The sequence below is a fragment of the Blautia sp. MSK18_10 genome, from assembly GCF_020553185.1.
Lineage (GTDB): Bacteria > Bacillota > Clostridia > Lachnospirales > Lachnospiraceae > Blautia_A > Blautia_A wexlerae.
In genome coordinates this window covers 1-19,702 of the sequence record NZ_JAJCGT010000021.1, presented here as the reverse complement: position 1 = coordinate 19,702, position 19,702 = coordinate 1, and the positions used below count along the sequence as shown (strand labels likewise).

22 protein-coding genes are annotated in these 19,702 nt (G+C 41.0%); 19 read left to right on the top strand and 3 right to left on the bottom strand.

Annotated elements, in window-relative coordinates:
• The 4 genes from LI074_RS09965 to LI074_RS09950 are packed head-to-tail and all read left to right on the top strand — an operon-like array spanning position 1 to position 4,090.
• Complete coding sequence (locus LI074_RS09965; RefSeq protein ID WP_144137312.1) at positions 1 to 1,908, top strand: serine/threonine-protein kinase; 1,908 nt, start codon at positions 1 to 3, stop codon at positions 1,906 to 1,908.
• Positions 1,889 to 2,707: a PP2C family protein-serine/threonine phosphatase gene (locus tag LI074_RS09960; protein ID WP_008705166.1), complete on the top strand. Its 819-nt coding sequence runs from the start codon at positions 1,889 to 1,891 to the stop codon at positions 2,705 to 2,707. The genes LI074_RS09965 and LI074_RS09960 overlap by 20 nt, the downstream gene beginning before the upstream one ends.
• A 13-nt stretch (positions 2,708 to 2,720) precedes the next feature.
• Positions 2,721 to 3,950, top strand: a complete 1,230-nt coding sequence (locus LI074_RS09955) for a hypothetical protein (RefSeq protein WP_118593602.1) — start codon at positions 2,721 to 2,723, stop codon at positions 3,948 to 3,950.
• Entirely contained in the window at positions 3,950 to 4,090 is a 141-nt protein-coding gene (locus LI074_RS09950; RefSeq protein ID WP_154108133.1) for a hypothetical protein, read from the top strand. Before LI074_RS09955 ends, LI074_RS09950 begins: the two co-directional genes overlap by 1 nt.
• 112 nt (positions 4,091 to 4,202) lie before the next feature.
• Here the strand turns inward: LI074_RS09950 and LI074_RS09945 are convergent, their stop codons facing one another.
• Entirely contained in the window at positions 4,203 to 5,303 is a 1,101-nt protein-coding gene (locus LI074_RS09945) for a serine hydrolase (RefSeq protein WP_118614526.1), read from the bottom strand.
• A gap of 113 nt (positions 5,304 to 5,416) precedes the next feature.
• Positions 5,417 to 6,430, bottom strand: a complete 1,014-nt coding sequence (locus LI074_RS09940) for an N-acetylmuramoyl-L-alanine amidase (RefSeq protein WP_161276510.1) — start codon at positions 6,428 to 6,430, stop codon at positions 5,417 to 5,419.
• A gap of 783 nt (positions 6,431 to 7,213) precedes the next feature.
• Here LI074_RS09940 and rpsL point away from each other — a divergent pair.
• The 4 genes from rpsL to tuf all read left to right on the top strand — a co-directional run bounded on the left by rpsL (position 7,214) and on the right by tuf (position 11,992).
• Positions 7,214 to 7,630: a 30S ribosomal protein S12 gene (gene rpsL, locus LI074_RS09935; protein ID WP_008705161.1), complete on the top strand. Its 417-nt coding sequence runs from the start codon at positions 7,214 to 7,216 to the stop codon at positions 7,628 to 7,630.
• A gap of 224 nt (positions 7,631 to 7,854) precedes the next feature.
• The gene (gene rpsG / locus LI074_RS09930) at positions 7,855 to 8,325 is read left to right on the top strand and encodes a 30S ribosomal protein S7 (RefSeq protein WP_020993199.1); all 471 of its coding nucleotides are present in this window, start codon (positions 7,855 to 7,857) and stop codon (positions 8,323 to 8,325) included.
• A gap of 17 nt (positions 8,326 to 8,342) precedes the next feature.
• Positions 8,343 to 10,463, top strand: coding sequence for an elongation factor G (gene fusA / locus LI074_RS09925; RefSeq protein WP_161276509.1), 2,121 nt, complete (start codon positions 8,343 to 8,345; stop codon positions 10,461 to 10,463).
• 335 nt (positions 10,464 to 10,798) lie between these two features.
• On the top strand, positions 10,799 to 11,992 hold the full coding sequence (gene tuf, locus LI074_RS09920) for an elongation factor Tu (RefSeq protein WP_008705156.1): 1,194 nt from the start codon (positions 10,799 to 10,801) through the stop codon (positions 11,990 to 11,992).
• Between the two features lie 258 nt (positions 11,993 to 12,250).
• Here the strand turns inward: tuf and LI074_RS09915 are convergent, their stop codons facing one another.
• A complete protein-coding gene (locus tag LI074_RS09915; RefSeq protein ID WP_008790928.1) occupies positions 12,251 to 12,733 on the bottom strand; it encodes a helix-turn-helix domain-containing protein in 483 nt (160 codons plus the stop codon).
• A gap of 232 nt (positions 12,734 to 12,965) precedes the next feature.
• Between LI074_RS09915 and LI074_RS09910 the strand changes: the two genes are divergently transcribed.
• From LI074_RS09910 to LI074_RS17880, 11 genes are all read left to right on the top strand, one after another.
• A complete protein-coding gene (locus LI074_RS09910; protein WP_008373537.1) occupies positions 12,966 to 13,160 on the top strand; it encodes a hypothetical protein in 195 nt (64 codons plus the stop codon).
• 11 nt (positions 13,161 to 13,171) lie between these two features.
• Entirely contained in the window at positions 13,172 to 14,263 is a 1,092-nt protein-coding gene (locus LI074_RS09905) for a site-specific integrase (RefSeq protein ID WP_004850597.1), read from the top strand.
• Positions 14,264 to 14,432: 169 nt separating this feature from the next.
• The gene (locus LI074_RS09900; protein WP_055152729.1) at positions 14,433 to 15,515 is read left to right on the top strand and encodes an AAA family ATPase; all 1,083 of its coding nucleotides are present in this window, start codon (positions 14,433 to 14,435) and stop codon (positions 15,513 to 15,515) included.
• Between the two features lie 67 nt (positions 15,516 to 15,582).
• Positions 15,583 to 15,822: a hypothetical protein gene (locus LI074_RS09895; RefSeq protein ID WP_008373545.1), complete on the top strand. Its 240-nt coding sequence runs from the start codon at positions 15,583 to 15,585 to the stop codon at positions 15,820 to 15,822.
• 174 nt (positions 15,823 to 15,996) lie between these two features.
• Positions 15,997 to 16,224 (top strand): DUF5348 domain-containing protein, encoded by a 228-nt coding sequence (locus tag LI074_RS09890; protein WP_008373546.1) that lies wholly within the window; start codon positions 15,997 to 15,999, stop codon positions 16,222 to 16,224.
• Positions 16,225 to 16,419: 195 nt separating this feature from the next.
• Positions 16,420 to 17,841 (top strand): plasmid recombination protein, encoded by a 1,422-nt coding sequence (locus LI074_RS09885; RefSeq protein ID WP_062808160.1) that lies wholly within the window; start codon positions 16,420 to 16,422, stop codon positions 17,839 to 17,841.
• 3 nt (positions 17,842 to 17,844) lie between these two features.
• Positions 17,845 to 18,219, top strand: a complete 375-nt coding sequence (locus tag LI074_RS09880; RefSeq protein WP_062808159.1) for a TnpV protein — start codon at positions 17,845 to 17,847, stop codon at positions 18,217 to 18,219.
• Positions 18,220 to 18,460: 241 nt separating this feature from the next.
• Positions 18,461 to 18,877, top strand: coding sequence for a YjdF family protein (locus LI074_RS09875; RefSeq protein ID WP_008373558.1), 417 nt, complete (start codon positions 18,461 to 18,463; stop codon positions 18,875 to 18,877).
• Between the two features lie 47 nt (positions 18,878 to 18,924).
• Positions 18,925 to 19,122, top strand: coding sequence for a zinc ribbon domain-containing protein (locus LI074_RS09870; protein ID WP_008373560.1), 198 nt, complete (start codon positions 18,925 to 18,927; stop codon positions 19,120 to 19,122).
• Positions 19,123 to 19,180: 58 nt separating this feature from the next.
• A complete protein-coding gene (locus tag LI074_RS09865; protein ID WP_008373562.1) occupies positions 19,181 to 19,513 on the top strand; it encodes a DUF3784 domain-containing protein in 333 nt (110 codons plus the stop codon).
• A gap of 41 nt (positions 19,514 to 19,554) precedes the next feature.
• A partial coding sequence (locus tag LI074_RS17880) for a DUF3784 domain-containing protein (RefSeq protein ID WP_173698162.1) occupies positions 19,555 to 19,702 on the top strand: 148 nt, incomplete at its 3' end.

Sequence of the window (19,702 nt, the reverse complement as noted above, 5' to 3'; positions counted from 1 at the left end):
ATGGATAAAGAACTTCCGGTTTCAGCATGGCCGGAATGGAAAATCATAGAGAAAATCGGCGAAGGCTCTTTTGGAAAGGTGTATAAGGCACAGAGAACAGAACGTGGAAAATCTTTCTATTCTGCTATCAAGATCATCAATATACCCGGAAGCCAGAGCGAGTTGAACAGCGTACGTTCTGAAACAGGGGATGAGCAGTCCACAAGACAGTATTTTCAGAATCTGGTTGAGGAATGTATTCAGGAAATCAGTACCATGGAATACTTTCGAGGAAACTCTTACATTGTCTCTGTAGAAGATTTTAAGGTTATGGAATATCTGGATGTCATTGGATGGGAGATTTCCATAAGGATGGAATATCTGACAAGTTTTATGGATTACTGTGCGGAAAAACAGCTTACTGAGAAAGAGGTAATAAAGCTGGGAATGGATTTGAGTAAGGCACTGGAATATTGCCGGAAACTTAAGATCATTCACAGGGACATCAAGCCGGAGAATATTTTTGTATCCAGATTTGGCGATTTTAAGCTTGGAGATTTCGGAATTGCACGTGAACTTGAACGAACCATGAGCGGGTTTTCCAAGAAAGGTACTTACTCTTATATGGCGCCTGAGATGTATAAAGGTGAGAAATATGACAGCAGGGTAGATATTTATTCTCTTGGGATTGTGCTGTACAGGCTGATGAATCATAACAGACTGCCATTTATGAGTCTGGAAAAACAGTTTATCACTTACAGGGATAAGGAAAATGCATTAAATAAGCGTGTTGCAGGAGAGCAGATGAGTGCACCTGTGGATGCAGGAACACAGTTTGCCCGTATTATACTGAGAGCCTGTGCTTATGATCCCGCACAGAGATATCAGACACCGGAGGAGCTTTATAGTGCGCTGGATGATCTGAAAAATGGAAGATCTGGCAGAATCCGGCAGTTACAAAACGGTGTTCAGAAAGCAGGAACGGATAAAACAGAATCATATAGTGCAATTGCACAGAACGGCAGAGCAGCACAGAATGTTACATCAGATACCGAAAATGTACGAAAAAGTACAGTGCAGAATACGTCAGTACAGAATACCCGGGGAAATAAAAAAACATCAGATTTTCAGAATGCTGCAAAAAGAAAACGTGCTGTAAACAATGTTCCGGCGAGCAGCTTTACAGATAAAGAAACAATGTCAGTTGTAGCAGAACAGAAAATACAGCCACAGGAAACGCCATCAGAAACAGTTGCGATAAGATCTGCGCGTGCTGTGGAAGCCAGAAAGCGAAGACGCAGGAAGAAACAGCTGCTGCGCAGGGCATTGCTTGCAATTGTGGCAGGTACAGCGATACTTATGATGGCCGCCGTCTATTACAGAGTAAGTACAGATCATGCTCAGGAAGGACAGGAGGATAATCCGATCGCAATTCTGGATGATGAGAAATACAGCTCCACAAAATCCGGATCCAAGGATTTCTCCAAAGCTCTGGATATGATCAAGGAGCAGGCAACAACTATCACAGATAATCTGAACAGTTACGACTGGGTTGGAACAGAAGGAACTGTTCTGCGATATCTGAGAAGGGTAAAGACCACTCAGCAGGCAGATGGAAATCTGGATATTGAGAGTGAATGCATGAAAGCTCTGGTCTATCCGGCAGAATCCGGAGATGGAGTTTATGAAGAATATTTCTACTGGGGAGAGAAGTTATTCTTTGCATATATCTGGTATGATGAAACTTCAGAATATTATTATTATAACGACGGCGAACTGATAAGATGGATCGATTCCAATGGAAAGTGTCACGATAACGAAAAAGATAATGAGGAATTCGTGAAACGTGGCGAGAAATACTGGAACAATTCATTGAAAGCATTGAAGGGAGAAGGAACAAAGACAGATAATGGCAATGTATCAGATTGAATGTGCATATACCTGCCATACAGGAAATATCCGGGCAAATAATGAAGATAATTTCTGGTGTTTTGGGGAATCCCTTCCGGTGAACAATGAAGGAACAAAGGGTATCTGCTCAAAGATTATTTCGGGTAACAGAGTACCGGCAATGGCGGTATTTGACGGTATGGGAGGAGAAAGCTGTGGCGAGATTGCAGCCTTTCTTGCATCAGAAGAATTTGGAAAATTTTATAATGCGAATAAAAGAATGCTGAGGGATATGCCGGAAGATTTTATAGACGATGTATGTGAGAAGATGAATCAGGCAGTATGCAGATATGGAACAGAGCATCATATTTGGAGCATGGGAAGCACAATGGCGATGCTCCTCTTTACACCAGAGTCTATGTTTGCCTGCAATCTTGGGGACAGCAGGATTTATTTTATGGATGGCGGTAAGCTTCAGCAGATTTCCACAGACCATGTTTTTGGTGGTACGGCAGTTGGGAAAGCCCCGTTAACCCAGTATCTTGGACTTCCTGAAGAGCTGCAGAGACTGGAACCTTCTGTGACAGAAATCGAGCATAAGGAGGGATACAGATATCTTCTGTGCTCAGATGGAGTAACAGATATGCTTTCGGACAGTGAGATAGAGGCGATTCTGTCACAGGATATGGAAATCCCGGAGATCGTAAATGATCTTCTTAAAAATGCTCTCCAAAAAGGTGGGAGAGATAATGTGACGATCGTGCTCTGTGAAGTACAGAAGCTGGATACAGTCCGCAGAATGAAAGAATGGATGAAAAATCTGAAAGATAAAAAATGAGAGGTGGGGCAGCATGAAGAACCGTATGCAGGATCTGGATTTTGAACAGAATGTTGCGTTTGATAAAGTACAGGAGTATGAATTTACCAGAAGGGCGGCACAGAGATTTCGGCAGGTGGTAAGCCTGGACAGTTTTGAAGACGAAGATGCGGATGTTATTTTCCACTATTTATATAAAGAGATGGAACTGGTGTCCTTTGGCGACCATCTGAAGAGATATATTTATGAAAGGGCAGAGCTGGAAGAACCTTTCTCGGAGGTTCCACAGGAAGTGTATAAGGAGATCGTAGTAGATTCCTTTAAGGAAACCTATACGCCCAAATCCATGAATCCTACCTCTACCAAGTTGTCGGCACTGGTGAATAACTGGCTGAATCAGGCATCTGTAAAAAGAGAAACTGTTTTTCTTCTGGGGTTTGGGTTGAAAATGACCACAGAGGATGTGTCGGATTTCCTGACAAGAGTACTGAAAGAACAGGATTTTGATTTCCACAATCCGGACGAGGTGATCTACTGGTATTGTTACAGTACGCAGCAGGGTTATCACAAAGCAGAGGAATTGAAGAAAAAATATGAAGCACTTGCCCCTGTAGAAGTGGAAAATACTCAGGTTTTATGCGGAAGTAATCTGTGTCTTGATACGGAGGAGAAACTGATCGATTATCTTGCCCGCCTGAAATCAAAAAGAGTAGATCCCATATCTGAGAAAAGTCAGGCATTTCAGGAGTTTACAAAGCTTTTATATCATGCGAAGCAGATTATTGCCGGACTGTATCAGCATGATGAAGAGGAAAAAGGTGGGGATAAGGTGTGGACAGCAGAAAGAATTACACCTTCTGATGTGGAAAAAGTAATCTGCAGCGGAATCCCCATCAACAAAATGGGCAATCTGAAGAAAATGTCTGCCTCCATTCTGGCAAAGCATTTCAGCCAGAAGCGTTTCAGCAGGCAGAGGATTACAAATATTTTAAGCCACAAACTCCCGGTGGAGCGCTTTGACCTGATCACACTGGAATTCTTTATCGTATCCCAGGAAATGGAGGATGATGATCCTTTTAATAGATACAAGCATTTTCTGGATGAGATTCAGGATATTCTGCTTCGATGTGGAATGGGAGAGATATACATAGTAAATCCATACGAATGTTTCCTTCTCATGTGCCTTCTCACAGACTGTCCGCTGGCAGTATTTTCGGAGATATGGGAGAAGTCCTATGAAGAGGGGGAAGCTGAAGAGGCATAATGGTATCAACAATTGTACAGCCGGTGCCGGATATGGCACGAAAGGCTGTGGAACTTTTATTAAAGAAAATAAAAGGGGAAGAGATTGAGACATTGACGATTCTTCCTGTTGAATTTGCAGAAGGAGGCACAACCCGTTAAGGGATGTGCCTCCTTCTTTTAACCGAATCAAGTAAGTCCCCTGCGGAGATTGCGAATATCTGTCTGATTTATGACAATTATCTGGATAGACTGTAGATTCAGAAGAGTGTGTTTATTCATTATAGTATCCGTAGATAGCACGTGCATCTGCAGCAATGGTGCTTTGGGCTGCACCGGTATCAGTAAGATCCTGTGACATAAAGCATACTACAAGATCAATTCCTTTGGCTGTATCATAGATGATCGCTGCATCATTTTCTACAGTGTCAAGTTCGCCGGTCTTATTGGCAGTACCGACGCCTTCTGGAAGTTGTGCAGGGATCTTGTTTTTACGCTGCTGCATTTTTAAGTGATAATACATTGCATCTGCGTTTGGAAGAGTAGAAGCGGGAAGGGTTCCATTGACAGTCTGGTATATCTGCTTTAAAAAGGTTCCACAGTCTTTGACGGATGTATAGTTGTCGCCGTTTTCTTTACTTGCGAGAAGCAGGCGGTTCATCTGGGTGCTGGTGAAACCATGTTCCTGGCAGAAGCCATTTACTTTTGCCATGCCTGCAGAGTCATCGCCGTTTCCAAGCCAGTTTACCAGAGTGTTGGCAGCATCATTATCACTGACAGTGATCATGGCTGAAATATTACTGTCAATTTCGTCTCCGTTGTGAGACTGGGAGAGGGTATCGTAGTTTTCGTATACAGCTCCCATAATATACAGTTTGATCAGGCTTGCTGCCTGCATGGGAGTATCGTTGATCATGCCTTCAGAATCTTTCGGCAGGTTGCAGACATAGACGGACCAGGTTCCGTTATCAGCCGGCAGCAGGGACTGTACCTGTTTCAGGAGATTGTCCATGCTGGAATCAGTGTTGTCGGTAAATGTGTTGTTGGAGGAAGGGGAAAGTGTTCCGTTCTGCTGTTCGGATTCTGAAGAGGGTTCAGCGGATTCTGACTGTGCAGGAGATGTTTCTCCGGTGGCTGCCTTGACAGAACTTTCCTGTTCTCTTAATTCATCTAACTGATCTGCCTGACTGATAAGGGTATTTGCATCAGTGGAAATCTCCTCTACGGTTTTGGAGAGTGTCTGTACTTTTTGCTGTAGTGTGACGAGATGGTTCAGTGATAAAAATGAAACAGCTGCCAGTGCAATCACTGCAACAGTCAGTATGCCGATCACTATATAGAGAAAAATAGGTTTTTCATTTGGCTTTTTATTCATTGCGGTTTTCCTTTCGTAATTATTATTGTAATCAGGATTGCGGGAACTGCGAAGCTGCGTAGCAATCCGCAGATATCAAGTCAGGGGCAAAATGCTTTTTGACACTTACATCATCATGATGCAAAGTAGCTGTCAATGCCATTTGCGATTCCCTGTACCATTGTTTTCTGGAATTCTGTGTCATTCATTTTCAGATCGTCATTCTGGCTTGTCATAAATCCCATTTCAAGGATCGTAACAGGAACAGTGCTCCAGTTAATTCCTGTCATCGTATCAGTGTACTGGATTCCAAGGTTCTGAAAACCTGTTGCAGCACAGTAGGAATCGATGATGCATCGGGATAATCGATCAGACTGTTCAAACAGTTGTGGGATATAAGGGTTATTCTGAGAGGGCGACATGGTCAGTGCTCCTGATGCAGTATGGGAATCATCGCCGTTTGCATGGATGCGGACATAGATCTCTGCGCCCTGTGCAGCAGCATATTGTGCGCGTTCCATGTTGCTGATGGCTGTTTCATTGTCTGTTCGTGTCATGACTACCTGATAGCCTCTCTGTTCCAGTTCATCCTTTAGTTGAAGAGAGACCTCCAGATTGAGCTGGTATTCGGGAACACCGCTGTAGGTTCCCTGAGTTCCGCTGGTACATTTTGCTTTCATTTCAGAAGAACCGGGACCGTTGGGCTCCGGGGCACTCATATCTACGGACTCACTCTGATGCCCTGGATCGATTCCTATTATATGTCCGTCTGTTTCGGCATCGGAGGAGAAAACGCCGGCACTGGAATCAGAAGGGGCGCTGGTGCTGTTCTGGCTGAATACAGAAGGCTTTGATGAAGATTCTTCCGGGATTTCAGCTTTTTCTTTTGTTTTCTTCTGTGTGGCTGTTTGCTGTTTTTGTTTCATGCGATTGATATTTGACTGGACTGTGTCTATGGCGGTAGTGTAATTGTCTACTGCCTGTTTGACTTCGTCGTGTTTTGCAGTGATCTGTTCGGAGATTGTATCGACTTCTTTTTCAGTGGTGAGGATCTGGTGCAGTGTGGTCCTGTTAAAGAAGATCAGGGCTATGATGCACAGGAGTCCTGTCAGAAACAGAAGGATGCTGATCATGCTGGGTTTCTTCATATATTATAGTGTCCTTTCCTGAGTTTATAGAATGTTATAGTGTGTCTGCAAGTTGATTTGCCTGCTTTGGTTGTTATTATAATAAAAGGGAGGGGGAAATGCAATTGTTAGTGAAGGGGACGCGCCGGATAATATTTATTTTGTGTGCGGTTTCGGACGCTAAGAGATATTATAGCAGTCCTAGTAAATAATGCATCTTAATCCAGCCCATCAGAGTGTGAAATCCTGCGTCAGATATCTTTGCCGTGCGTTAGCACGCCTGCAGATATCTTCCTTGTCTTTCGCACTCTGCTGAACTGTCTTAAATGCATTATTTACTAGGACTGCTATAAATCTGCAGAAATCTGCTAAAAGCATGAGCAGCCCTCTCAAACTCGCTACGTTGCAAACTTCGCTCAAACACGTGAGACGGTCTGCTCATAACGCAGATTTCTGCAGATTAAGTATCTCTAAGCATCCTGCAAATGCACACAAAATAAATATTATCCGGCGCTGGGATTCGCAGTGGGGAAGTGGCAGTAAAGTGGTTGGAGGGGGAGCATATTGTCAGATAAGTTTAATATGGTGATGTAGTGTATGAGGAAAGGATTTTTTGGTTATGATAAAAATATGAAAAAATACTGTAAAATTCACGAGAAATCCCTTGACAGTGCGAGTTTTGCGGGATATAATAAGCAAGCGTGCAAAAGGAGCGTTTAATTTTTTTGCGCGTAATTACACGAATAGCAACCGCAAGGCCCCATAGAAAAATCTATGGAGAAATAAATCGGGAGGTGAAATGGAATGCCAACATTCAACCAGTTAGTAAGAAAAGGACGCCAGACATCTGTAAAGAAATCTACAGCTCCGGCTCTCCAGAAAACATTCAACTCTTTAAGAAAGAAAGCAGTTGAACAGTCTGCACCACAGAAACGTGGCGTTTGTACAGCAGTTAAGACTGCAACTCCTAAGAAGCCTAACTCAGCTCTTAGAAAAATCGCCAGAGTTCGTCTTTCCAACGGAATCGAAGTAACAAGCTACATCCCAGGAGAAGGTCACAATCTTCAGGAGCATAGCGTTGTTCTTATCCGTGGTGGAAGGGTTAAGGACTTACCTGGTACAAGATACCACATCATCAGAGGTACTCTTGATACTGCAGGTGTTGCTAACAGAAAACAGGCCCGTTCTAAATACGGCGCTAAGAGACCGAAAAAGAAATAATTCTAAAAAGGTTTCATAAGAATTTTAAGAACTGATCCTATTGTTTAGGACAGCAGGAATTAATCAATCGAAAATTCACGGAAGACTAGAACTATGAATTTGTACGGTATTCCATATACCCTGCCGGTTGCGGGTTAAATATAGGACCTTACCAGTGCGAACATGCAATAGTTATCTGCGTGAGTACCGATGATTTAATCACAATGATTAAGGAGGGAAGTAACGTGCCACGTAAAGGACATACTCAGAAAAGAGACGTTCTGGCAGATCCAATGTACAACAATAAAGTGGTTACCAAACTTATCAATAACATCATGTTAGACGGTAAGAAAGGTGTAGCACAGAAAATTGTTTACGGTGCATTCGCCAGAATCGAAGAAAAAGCTGGTAAACCAGCACTTGAAGTTTTCGAAGAGGCTATGAATAACATCATGCCACTTCTTGAAGTAAAAGCTAGACGTATCGGTGGTGCTACTTATCAGGTTCCGATCGAGGTAAGAGCAGACAGACGTCAGGCACTGGCTCTTCGCTGGTTAACAATGTTCTCTCGTAAAAGAGGCGAGAAAACAATGGAAGAAAGACTTGCAAATGAGCTTTTAGATGCAATGAACAACACAGGTGCATCCGTTAAGAGAAAAGAAGACATGCACAAGATGGCTGAAGCAAATAAAGCATTTGCTCACTATCGCTTCTAATATAGGAGGAAAATCCATTGGCTAAAGAGGGAAGAGAATATCCATTAGAGCGTACCAGAAATATTGGTATTATGGCTCATATCGATGCGGGTAAAACAACTCTTACAGAACGTATCCTGTATTATACAGGTGTCAACTATAAGATTGGTGATACTCATGAAGGTACTGCTACCATGGACTGGATGGAACAGGAGCAGGAGAGAGGTATCACAATCACTTCAGCGGCTACAACATGTCACTGGACTCTGGAAGAGAACTGCAAACCGAAGCCAGGTGCTCTGGAACATCGTATCAACATCATTGATACCCCAGGTCACGTTGACTTCACAGTAGAAGTTGAGCGTTCTCTTCGTGTACTTGACGGTGCTGTCGGCGTTTTCTGTGCTAAGGGTGGTGTTGAACCGCAGTCTGAAAACGTATGGCGTCAGGCCGACACTTACAATGTACCACGTATGGCATTCATCAACAAGATGGATATCCTTGGTGCAAACTTCTACGGTGCAGTAGAGCAGATCAAGACTCGTCTTGGTAAAAACGCAATCTGCTTACAGCTGCCAATCGGAAAAGAAGATGATTTCAAAGGAATCATTGACTTATTCGAAATGAAAGCTTACATCTACAACGATGAAAAAGGTGATGATATCTCCATCGTTGATATTCCTGAAGACATGAAGGAAGATGCTGAGCTTTATCATACAGAGCTCATTGAGAAAATCTGTGAGCTTGATGACGACTTAATGATGGAATATCTTGAAGGTGAAGAACCAACTGTTGAGAGACTGAAAGCAACATTAAGAAAAGCGACATGCGAGTGTACTGCTGTTCCGGTTTGCTGCGGTTCTGCTTACAGAAACAAAGGTGTTCAGAAACTTCTTGATGCTATTCTTGAGTACATGCCAGCTCCAACAGACATCCCTCCAATCCAGGGTGTTGATCTGGACGGCAACGAAGTAGTGAGACATTCTTCTGACGAAGAACCGTTCTCCGCACTTGCATTCAAGATTATGACAGACCCATTCGTTGGTAAACTTGCATATTTCCGTGTATACTCCGGTACAATGAATTCCGGTTCTTATGTACTTAACGCTACTAAGGACAAGAAAGAACGTGTTGGACGTATCCTTCAGATGCATGCTAACAAACGTATGGAACTTGATAAAGTATATTCCGGTGATATCGCTGCAGCGATCGGATTTAAATTCACAACAACTGGTGATACAATCTGTGACGAACAGCATCCGGTAATTCTGGAGTCCATGGAATTCCCAGAACCAGTTATCGAGCTCGCTATCGAGCCTAAGACAAAAGCTGGACAGGGTAAACTTGGTGAAGCTCTTGCAAAACTTGCAGAAGAAGATCCGACATTCCGTGCACACACAGATCAGGAAACTGGACAGACTATTATCGCTGGTATGGGTGAGCTTCATCTGGATATCATCGTTGACCGTCTCCTTCGTGAATTCAAGGTTGAGGCTAACGTAGGTGCTCCTCAGGTTGCTTACAAAGAGACAATCACCAAAGCTGTTGACGTAGACAGTAAGTATGCAAAACAGTCTGGTGGTCGTGGACAGTATGGTCACTGTAAAGTTAAATTCGAGCCTATGGATGCCAACGGAGAAGAACTGTACAAGTTCGAATCCACAGTTGTTGGTGGTGCTATTCCGAAGGAATACATTCCGGCAGTCGGCGAAGGTATCGAAGAAGCTATGAAAGCTGGTATCCTTGGCGGATTCCCTGTAGTCGGTGTATATGCTAACGTATACGATGGTTCCTACCATGAAGTCGACTCCTCTGAAATGGCATTCCACATTGCAGGTTCTCTTGCATTCAAGGATGCTATGCAGAAAGCAGCTCCTGTACTTCTTGAGCCGATCATGAAGGTAGAGGTTACAACACCTGAAGATTACATGGGTGATGTAATCGGTGATATCAACTCCCGTCGTGGACGTATCGAGGGTATGGAAGATATCGGCGGTGGTAAGATGATCCGTGGATACGTTCCACTTTCCGAAATGTTCGGATATGCTACAGACCTTCGTTCCAGAACACAGGGACGTGGTAACTACTCTATGTTCTTTGAGAAATATGAGCAGGTTCCGAAGTCTGTACAGGAAAAGATCCTTGCTAAGAAAGACTGATAATTTTGATCATCTGCAGTCTGTTGGTGTTTAAAGCCAACGGACTGCAGGAGATATAACGTTATTGTTCACTTCGTTCTCAGTAACGTTGCCAAAAATTCATTCCAGATTGTTTTCTGCAACGGAATTTTGGCATATACATGCCAAAACACCTCGTGTGATAGCGGCGTGGGTGAACTGTAATGATATAACAATTGGTAATGCAAGTTATCAAATTGTATAAAATGCTTGCAAATATTCTGATTATGCAATATAATCAAGGATAGCAAGTTTAAAACCGAAAAGATGCTCTATAATAATATAAGAGCCAATTGTTTTAAGGAGGACGTTTTAAAATGGCAAAAGCTAAGTTTGAGAGAACAAAACCGCATTGTAACATTGGTACCATTGGACACGTTGACCATGGTAAAACAACTTTAACAGCTGCAATCACAAAAGTTCTGGCTGAGAGAGTTGCTGGAAACGTAGTAGAAAACTTTGAAGATATCGATAAAGCTCCAGAAGAAAGAGAGCGTGGTATCACAATTTCTACAGCTCACGTTGAGTATCAGACAGAGAAGAGACATTATGCACATGTTGACTGCCCAGGACATGCTGACTACGTTAAGAACATGATCACAGGTGCAGCTCAGATGGATGGTGCTATCCTTGTTGTAGCAGCTACAGATGGTGTTATGGCTCAGACAAAAGAGCACGTTCTTCTTGCTCGTCAGGTAGGTGTTCCTTACATCGTTGTATTCATGAACAAATGTGATATGGTTGATGACGAAGAACTTCTTGAACTGGTTGAGATGGAGATTCGTGAACTTCTTTCCGAGTATGATTTCCCAGGAGATGATATCCCGGTAATCAAAGGTTCTGCTCTTAAAGCTCTTGAAGATCCGAACGGTGAGTGGGGAGACAAGATCATGGAACTTATGGATGCTGTTGACAGCTACATTCCAGACCCACAGCGTGACACAGATAAACCATTCGTAATGCCTGTAGAGGATGTATTCTCTATCACAGGTCGTGGTACAGTTGCTACTGGTAGAGTAGAGGCTGGTGTACTTCATGTATCTGACGAAGTCGAAATCGTTGGTATCAAAGAAGAAACACGTAAAGTAGTTGTAACTGGTATCGAGATGTTCCGTAAACTTCTTGATGAAGCTCAGGCTGGTGATAACATCGGTGCACTTCTTCGTGGTGTTCAGAGAAACGAAATCGAGCGTGGACAGGTTCTTGCTAAACCAGGAACACTTACATGCCATACAAAATTCACAGCTCAGGTTTACGTTCTGACAAAAGATGAAGGTGGACGTCATACTCCATTCTTCAACAACTATCGTCCACAGTTCTACTTCAGAACAACAGACGTAACAGGTGTTTGCAACCTTCCAGAAGGAACAGAAATGTGTATGCCTGGAGATAACATCGAAATGACAATCGAACTGATCCATCCAATCGCTATGAGCCAGGGTCTTACTTTCGCTATCCGTGAAGGTGGACGTACTGTAGGATCAGGACGTGTTGCTACAATCATCGAGTAATACAATCTGAATATAGATTTGTTATCGTAAGATAACATTGTGTCCAAACGTAAGATACCCCGGAACCGCAAGGTTTCCGGGGTTTTTCTGTACTCTAAGAAAAGAATTATTCGTAAATTTATCAGGTTAGTAATAGTGAAACATTTATCAGCAAGATGAAATACAGATAAATTTATAATTGCAAAATAAGACCAGCGGTGCCAAAACGGTGCCAAAAAGAAACTCCTGCGAATGTTTGCTATTCACAGGAGTATTTTTTTACCAGCCTTTGATCTGTTTGATTTGTTCAGCACGTTCTGGATCACGATGATATTGTAATTTCAGACGGATAGTTTCCACAACTTCCTGTCTGGATTCATCATCAAGCTGATAGAACGATGTAAGCAGATTATCTACATCAGGCATACTGTTCTTACCGAAAAGGTACATCAGCGGATACATAGAATTTTTTAAGTAAGTCTTTACACGACTTGCGTCTAATGCTCCGTTCAAACCGTCTGGAAGTGTAGGATAAATCTCTTCTTCCTTAATTGTGCCAGAAAATGGACTGGCAGAACATATCTCATTCACATCAATTTGCAATTCATTCGCAAGTCTTAATGCAAAATCAAATCGAATATTGGAATCTTTTTGAATAATTGAATATAAGGTTGTAGCACTGATTCCGGTTGCCTTTGCAATTTTGCGGACATTTGTGCCTTTTTCATCAAGATATTTCTTTAAATTTTTACCGTCACCCATAGAATCCTCCTTTTTCATATATTAGAAAATTACGAAAAACATAAATCTATAAAATATCATAACACAGACGTGGAATAAAATAAAGAAAAAATAGTGTACGAAGTTCGTAAAAATATGTTTACGAAATATTGACAACGATAGAAATACATGATATTATCAATTTACGAAAATCGTACAGATATAGAAATACAGTAAACGTATTCTATATCTGGAGAGGAAAGGAGGAGGCAATATGGCAAGTTACAATTATATGATGAGTGCTGATGAAGTGGCACAGGAATTAAACTGCTCAAAATCTCATGCCTATAAACTGGTGAAAGCTATGAATAAAGAATTATCTGCACAGGGATATATTACGATGGCTGGAAGAATACCAAAGGCGTTTTGGGCAAAAAAGATGTATGGCTATGAAATAGCAGAAAATTAGGGAGGATCAATATGGCTTACAGAGAAAAAGACACAAAAAAATGGACAGCCCAGTGGTTTGAGACAAATGTCATGGGTGAGAAGAAAAAACGCAGAAAGCGTGGATTTGAAACAAAGCGAGAAGCATTGGAGTTTGAACGAAGCAAAAAGTTGAGCAATGAGCGAAGTATGGATATGAAGCTGAGCGATTTTATTGAGATTTATTTTTCAGACAAACAAAATGATCTGAAAGATCGAACAATCAAAAATAAAAGATATATGATGCAACAGCATATCGTTCCATACTTCGGAAATCAGATGATGAGTGAAATCAAGGCTTCACAGATTATTCAGTGGCAGAATGAAATTCAGAAAAAAGGCTATTCAGATTCTTATCTGAGAATGATTCAGAATCAGTTGACCAGTCTGTTTACACATGCAGCTAAAATCTATGACTTGCCGGTTAATCCATGCAAGAAAGTGAAACGAATGGGAAATTCAGATTCAAGAAGTTTGAACTTCTGGACACTGGACGAGTACAAACAGTTTATACAGACAATGGAGCCGGGAACAAGATATTATCTTATGTTTGAGATGCTGTTCTGGACTGGATGCAGGATCGGGGAGCTGCTTGCGATTACAAAAGCTGATATCAATTTTGAAAAGAATCAGCTTAGTATCAATAAGACTTATTACCGGACAGGAATGCAGGATATTATCACAGAACCGAAAACAAAACAGTCCTTTCGGACAATCGAAATTCCGGAATTTCTGAAAGAGGAAATTAAGGAATTTGTAGATGGTCATTACGGAATGCCGGATACAGAAAGATTATTTCCGGTTGTTCAGGAAGCGGTACAGCATAAGATGAAACGGCAGATTGAGCTGGCAGGAGTGAAGAAAATTCGAGTGCATGATATCAGGCACAGCCATGTGGCTTATCTTATTGAGAAAGGTGTGGAACCGTTATTGATTCGGGACAGATTAGGTCATAAAGATATTCGTATCACATTGAACACTTATGGACATCTTTATCCAAATCAGCAGAGAAAGATTGCAAATCTTCTGGATAATGAAAATGGAAATGCTGTTACCGGATTGGGAGAAGAAAGAGATGAATGTTGAAAAGGCAAAAGAAAAAGCCCAGATAAATAATCTGAGCAAGTTCTCTGATAATCAGATTCACTGATATACCATCTTGGCAGATTCAGTATATCACGAATCGGGAAATACGACAATTCCCGAATATCTGTTCATCAGAGACTTGCCCGGAAGGGCAGGAGGAGATGATGGAATGAATATGAATGAAAAAAATAAAATTGAGAATTGTAGAATAGAACCAAAACTGAAACTGATCAATATGGATTCAGTAGAGGTGGAACAGGTAGAATGGCTGCTTTATCCGTTTATTCCTTATGGAAAAGTGACCATTATACAGGGAGATCCAGGAGAAGGCAAGACAACGATGGTACTTCAGATTATTGCAAAACTGACCAGAGGAGAGCCGATTCTTCCTGTTACTGATAAAACGAAAACAAAAGAAAAACGAAGTGATGAAGTCGATAGTGAGAATGAAGATTTAGATGCTGAAGATAATATGCAGGAACAGTCTTCTGTGTCACCTGTAAATGTAATCTATCAGACAGCAGAAGATGGACTTGGAGATACTATCAAACCCAGATTACTTGCTGCAGGTGCAGATTGTTCAAAGGTGCTGGTGATTGATGACAGTGACCAGCCACTGACAATGGCAGATGTCAGATTGGAAGAAGCAATCGTGCAGACAAAAGCAAAAATGGTTGTTCTTGATCCGATACAGGGCTTTCTGGGAGCGGACGTAGATATGCACAGGGCAAATGAGATCAGACCACTGATGAAGCGTATCGCAGTGCTGTCAGAAAAATATCACTGTGCAGTTATTTTAATCGGTCATATGAACAAAAACAGCAACGGCAAATCTTCTTATCGAGGACTTGGCTCCATTGATTTTCAGGCTGCTGCAAGAAGTGTTCTGATTGTCGGGCGAGTGAAAGATGAACCGGAAGTAAGAGTGGTATGTCATACGAAGAGTTCTCTTGCACCGGAAGGAACGTCCATTGCATTCAGACTGGATAAGAATAATGGGTTTGAATGGATTGGAGAATATGATATCAGTGCCGATGAACTTCTTAATGGAGACGGAAGAGGACAGAAAAGTCGGAAAGCAAAAGAATTTCTCCTTGAGATACTGGCAAATGGAGGAATGACTCAGAAGAAAATTGCAGAAGAAGCAGAAGCCAGAGGAATCAAAAGTAAAACGCTATGGAACGCCAAACGGGAACTTGAAATTGATTCCGTAAAACGTGGAAAGCAATGGTATTGGATGTTGCCAGAATAAAAATGGAAGATGGCAAGATTACCATTTCTTAAGAAGATGGGATCTTGCTACCTTGAAAGGAGAACAGATGCAAAATAAAAGTGTACAGATTCCATACGAGTTATTCTTTCAGCTCTTGCAATATTTTTTGATGGATAACTACGATGGTGAAGAAATAATACGGTTGGGATTGGAGAAAAAACTGGATGCAATGGTGAATCGTGAAGTATACAGCAAATCCAAAACAGCACCAACGGAAGAAGAAAGAGAAAAGTTCCGGCAGGAATATCTGGACAGACGGGAAATACCGGAGAACTTTCGATGGTAAAGGTTCTTTCTGAACACTTTATTACAGGAGCGTGTCACGCACCTGTAGATAGCAGACAAGGAGAATGTTGGTAAGGTGTAGTCGGGAGTTGACTGGCGTAGAAGAGAATTTTCAAAAGGGAGCCCTGATTCAGGGCGCCCCTGCGGAAACGGTAGATGAAAGGAGATTGGCACAATGAGAGAAGGAAGATTAGGATATAACAGTTATAACAAAAGATATGGATTATTATCATCAGATCTATGGATTGATACAGGATTTCACTGTGGAGAATGCCTGGAAGTGTTGCTTGATGATGAATGGGTTCAGACCAGAATGGAAATGAATCCTGCAAGAGAATGGTATCTTGTAGGGACACCGTATTGTGGTGATTTGGAATATATTCGGGCAAGGATACCGGAGTAAAGGTCTCTGTACCCCCGGAGGGCGCAAGGGTACTTTTGATGGACGGTACGGCTGTCGAAAGTGCTTTTGCGTTACTTTTGACAAAAGTAACAAAACCGCCGTATCCGGCGAAGATTTCTTTTTATACTATAGCTGGTAAAGATACAAATTTATGTGCCATGTCTGGCACTGGTTTTAGAAAGTGGGGTGACGAACATGACGCTGAAACGAACAATTAGTGGTATGATCGGGACAGGTTCTCTGGCTCATAACAGAAGGGAATTTATAGCAGAAAATGTTGATTCAGACAGAGTGCAATTAAATATTTGCTATCAGAATGAGAATGTAAAAGAAGTTTATAAAGAACTGTTTGATGAAGCTGTAGAACGATATAATATCGGGAAAAGAAAAGATCGACAGATTACAAATTACTATGAAAAAATCCGGCAGGGCAAACAGGAAAAATTGTTCCATGAAGTGATTTTCCAGATTGGAAATCGAGAAGATATGGCTGTCGGAACAGTAGAAGGAGATATGGCTGTAAAAGTGCTGGATGAATATGTAAAGGACTTCCAGAAACGGAATCCAACGCTACGGGTATTTGGGTGTTATCTACATCAGGATGAGTCTACTCCACATTTACATATTGATTTTATTCCTTATGTGACTGACTGGAAAGGAAAAGGAATGGACACTAGAGTTTCGTTGAAACAGGCATTAAAAAGTCTTGGATTTCAAGGTGGAAATAAGCATGATACAGAGTTGAACCAGTGGATGAACCATGAAAAAAAGGTCCTGGCAGAGATTGCAAAACAGCATGGCATTGAATGGGAACAGAAAGGTACTCATGAGGAACATTTGGATGTTTATAACTTCAAGAAGAAAGAGCGAAAAAAGGAAGTACAGGAGCTGGAGCAGGAGAAAGAGTATCTAACTGCAGAAAACGAAGAACTGACAGCACAAATTGCGGAATTCAGAGCAGATATCCAGATTTTAAAAGACGATAAGGAACAGGCAATCAGGGAGAAACAAGAAGCAGAACAAAGGGCAGAGGACGCAGAAAAAGAAGTAAAAAGTCTGGAAGAGCGTCGAGATGTGCTGCAGCCGATTATGGATAATGCCAGTAAAGAAATAAAAGAATATGGAATGATTAAGACGTTTTTACCGGAGGCAGGAACATTTGAACGTGCAGTACCTTACAGAGAAAATAAAATCAAGCCATTGTTTATCAAGATGAAGAATCAGATTGCTGCATTAGCTGGAAAGGTTGTAGAACTTAACAAAACGATAGAAAGCTGGAAAAACAAATATCAAAAATCTACGGAGAAATGTGATGATATCCAAACGCAGTTAGATGATGTGCGTAAAGAAAATGGGGAATTATTAAATGATAATCAACGTTTACAAGAGATTTCGGACAGATATGACAGAGTGGTGCGTATTTTGGGATCAGAAACTGTAGAGGATGTGGTGCAGCAGGATATTAAAGAACAAAGGACACTGGAAGAAAAACGGCGAATGGAGCAAATGCCAAAGGGAAGCGTTCTGAAACAGTTGGAATGGGCGACTCAAAAGAGTCAGATTGAAAACCAACAACGTAAGAAAAATAGAACAAAATACAAAGGATTGGAGATTTAGACTATGAAAAAACAAATTTATGATGAAAAAAATGGAATGAGCTATACGTTGCATGGAGATTACTATTTGCCGGATCTGGTTTTAAGAGAAGAAGAACCGATATATGGAAAATATGGAATGTTACGAAAGCAGTTCTTAAAAGAACACAGATCAGCAGGGTATCAGTATTTGTTATTGACTGGAAAGCTGAATGAACATCTGAATCAGATTGATCAGGAAGCTAGAGAACAGGTGGAAACGCTTATGGAACAGATGACAGAAAAACAGGGTGTAACTGAAGAATTAAAGGCACAGGATCAGATGGAGTGGGTCAGGCTGATGAATAATATAAAAGCTAGTGCAGAAGAAATTGTATTGAAAAACATGATATATGTGTGATTGCGAGGGGGATAAGATCGCTTTTTTACATTTTTGTATATTAGAATAGAACTTTAGAAAGCACTATGGTAAAATAAAGTGAAGGTAAATTGAAAGTTATCAAAACAAAGATAAAAACGCAACGTGCATCTTTGATGTGCCAGAGCCGGTAGGTAGCCCGGCCGTCCTATATAAATAGGGTAAGTAACCTGCCCCTCCGGGTTGTCCATTCTTTGTTCAATAAATTTTAGGAGGGATTTTTATGGACAAAGTAAATGGAAGATTGACGGTATATTTTGAAGAACCATTTGGGGTAGGCATATTTGAGCATATTGAAGATGGTAAATTATCTGTGGCAAAGGTAACATTTGGCGTAGAACCAAAAGATTATGAAGTGCAGGAATATATTCAAAAATACTATTTCGGTTTGAAATTCAGTCCGGCTGTTGAAGCTATTGTAAAGGATATAAAAAGAAATCCGAAACGGATGCAGCGTTCAGCAAAAAAGCAGATGCTGGAAACTGGCATTGGCACAAAATCGCAACAGGCGTTGAAATTACAACAGGAACAGAACAAACAGGAGCGTAAAGAAAAAAAACGAAAGAAAAAAGAGGCGGAAGAACAGCGAATGTTTGAACTAAAACAGCGAAAGAAAAGAGAAAAGCATAAGGGACATTAAAAGTCCTTTGGGCTTTTTCTCAAATTCGGGATTTGGAGGTATAAACAATGAGGAAATGTGAAAAGTGTGGAGCAAGTATGAAATTAGATTTAAGACTTAAAGTTAATGGCGGTGGCTATGGGATGGTTGTTCGTGTAGATGAAAAACAAAAGGCGACAACTATAGATGATGTTAGAGTTGCAGTCTGCCCAGAATGTGGTTATACAGAAATGTATTTAGAGGATTTAACGAAATTGAAATCTTAAAAGACAACTTTCAGATTTTTAGAATTAAGAAAAACGGAATTTAGGGAGGGGTCTATAATTGAAATTAGCAGATTTAGCAACAGGTTCTGATTGGATAGTGTGGATTGTCTTTGTAATATTTGCTGTACTTTCTATAGTTTTACTTTCTGGACACGGAAGCTGGTTTATTTCTGGATATAATACAGCTTCAAAAGAAGAAAAGAAAAAATATGATGAAAAGAAGTTATGCAGGACAATGGGAGTTGGAATGTCTATTATAGCAATTCTTGCATTAATTATGGGCTTGCTTGAAAATATTTTGCCTGCATTTTTTGTATATATTGCATTGGGAATCATTGTAGTTGATGTCGTGGTTATTATCATTTTAGAAAACACACTATGCAAAAAGTAATAACTTCTGGTTTGAGGAATTGACTGAAAGGAAGGCATTATATGTTCTATATTTATATTATTTTTGACTTTGCAATGGCAGTGATTATGCTTTTATTTGGAATATGGTTTTATAGGTCAAAAGGACAAGCATCCAAATTCTTGTCTGGTTATAATATGAAATCAGCAGAAGAACGAAAAAAATATGATG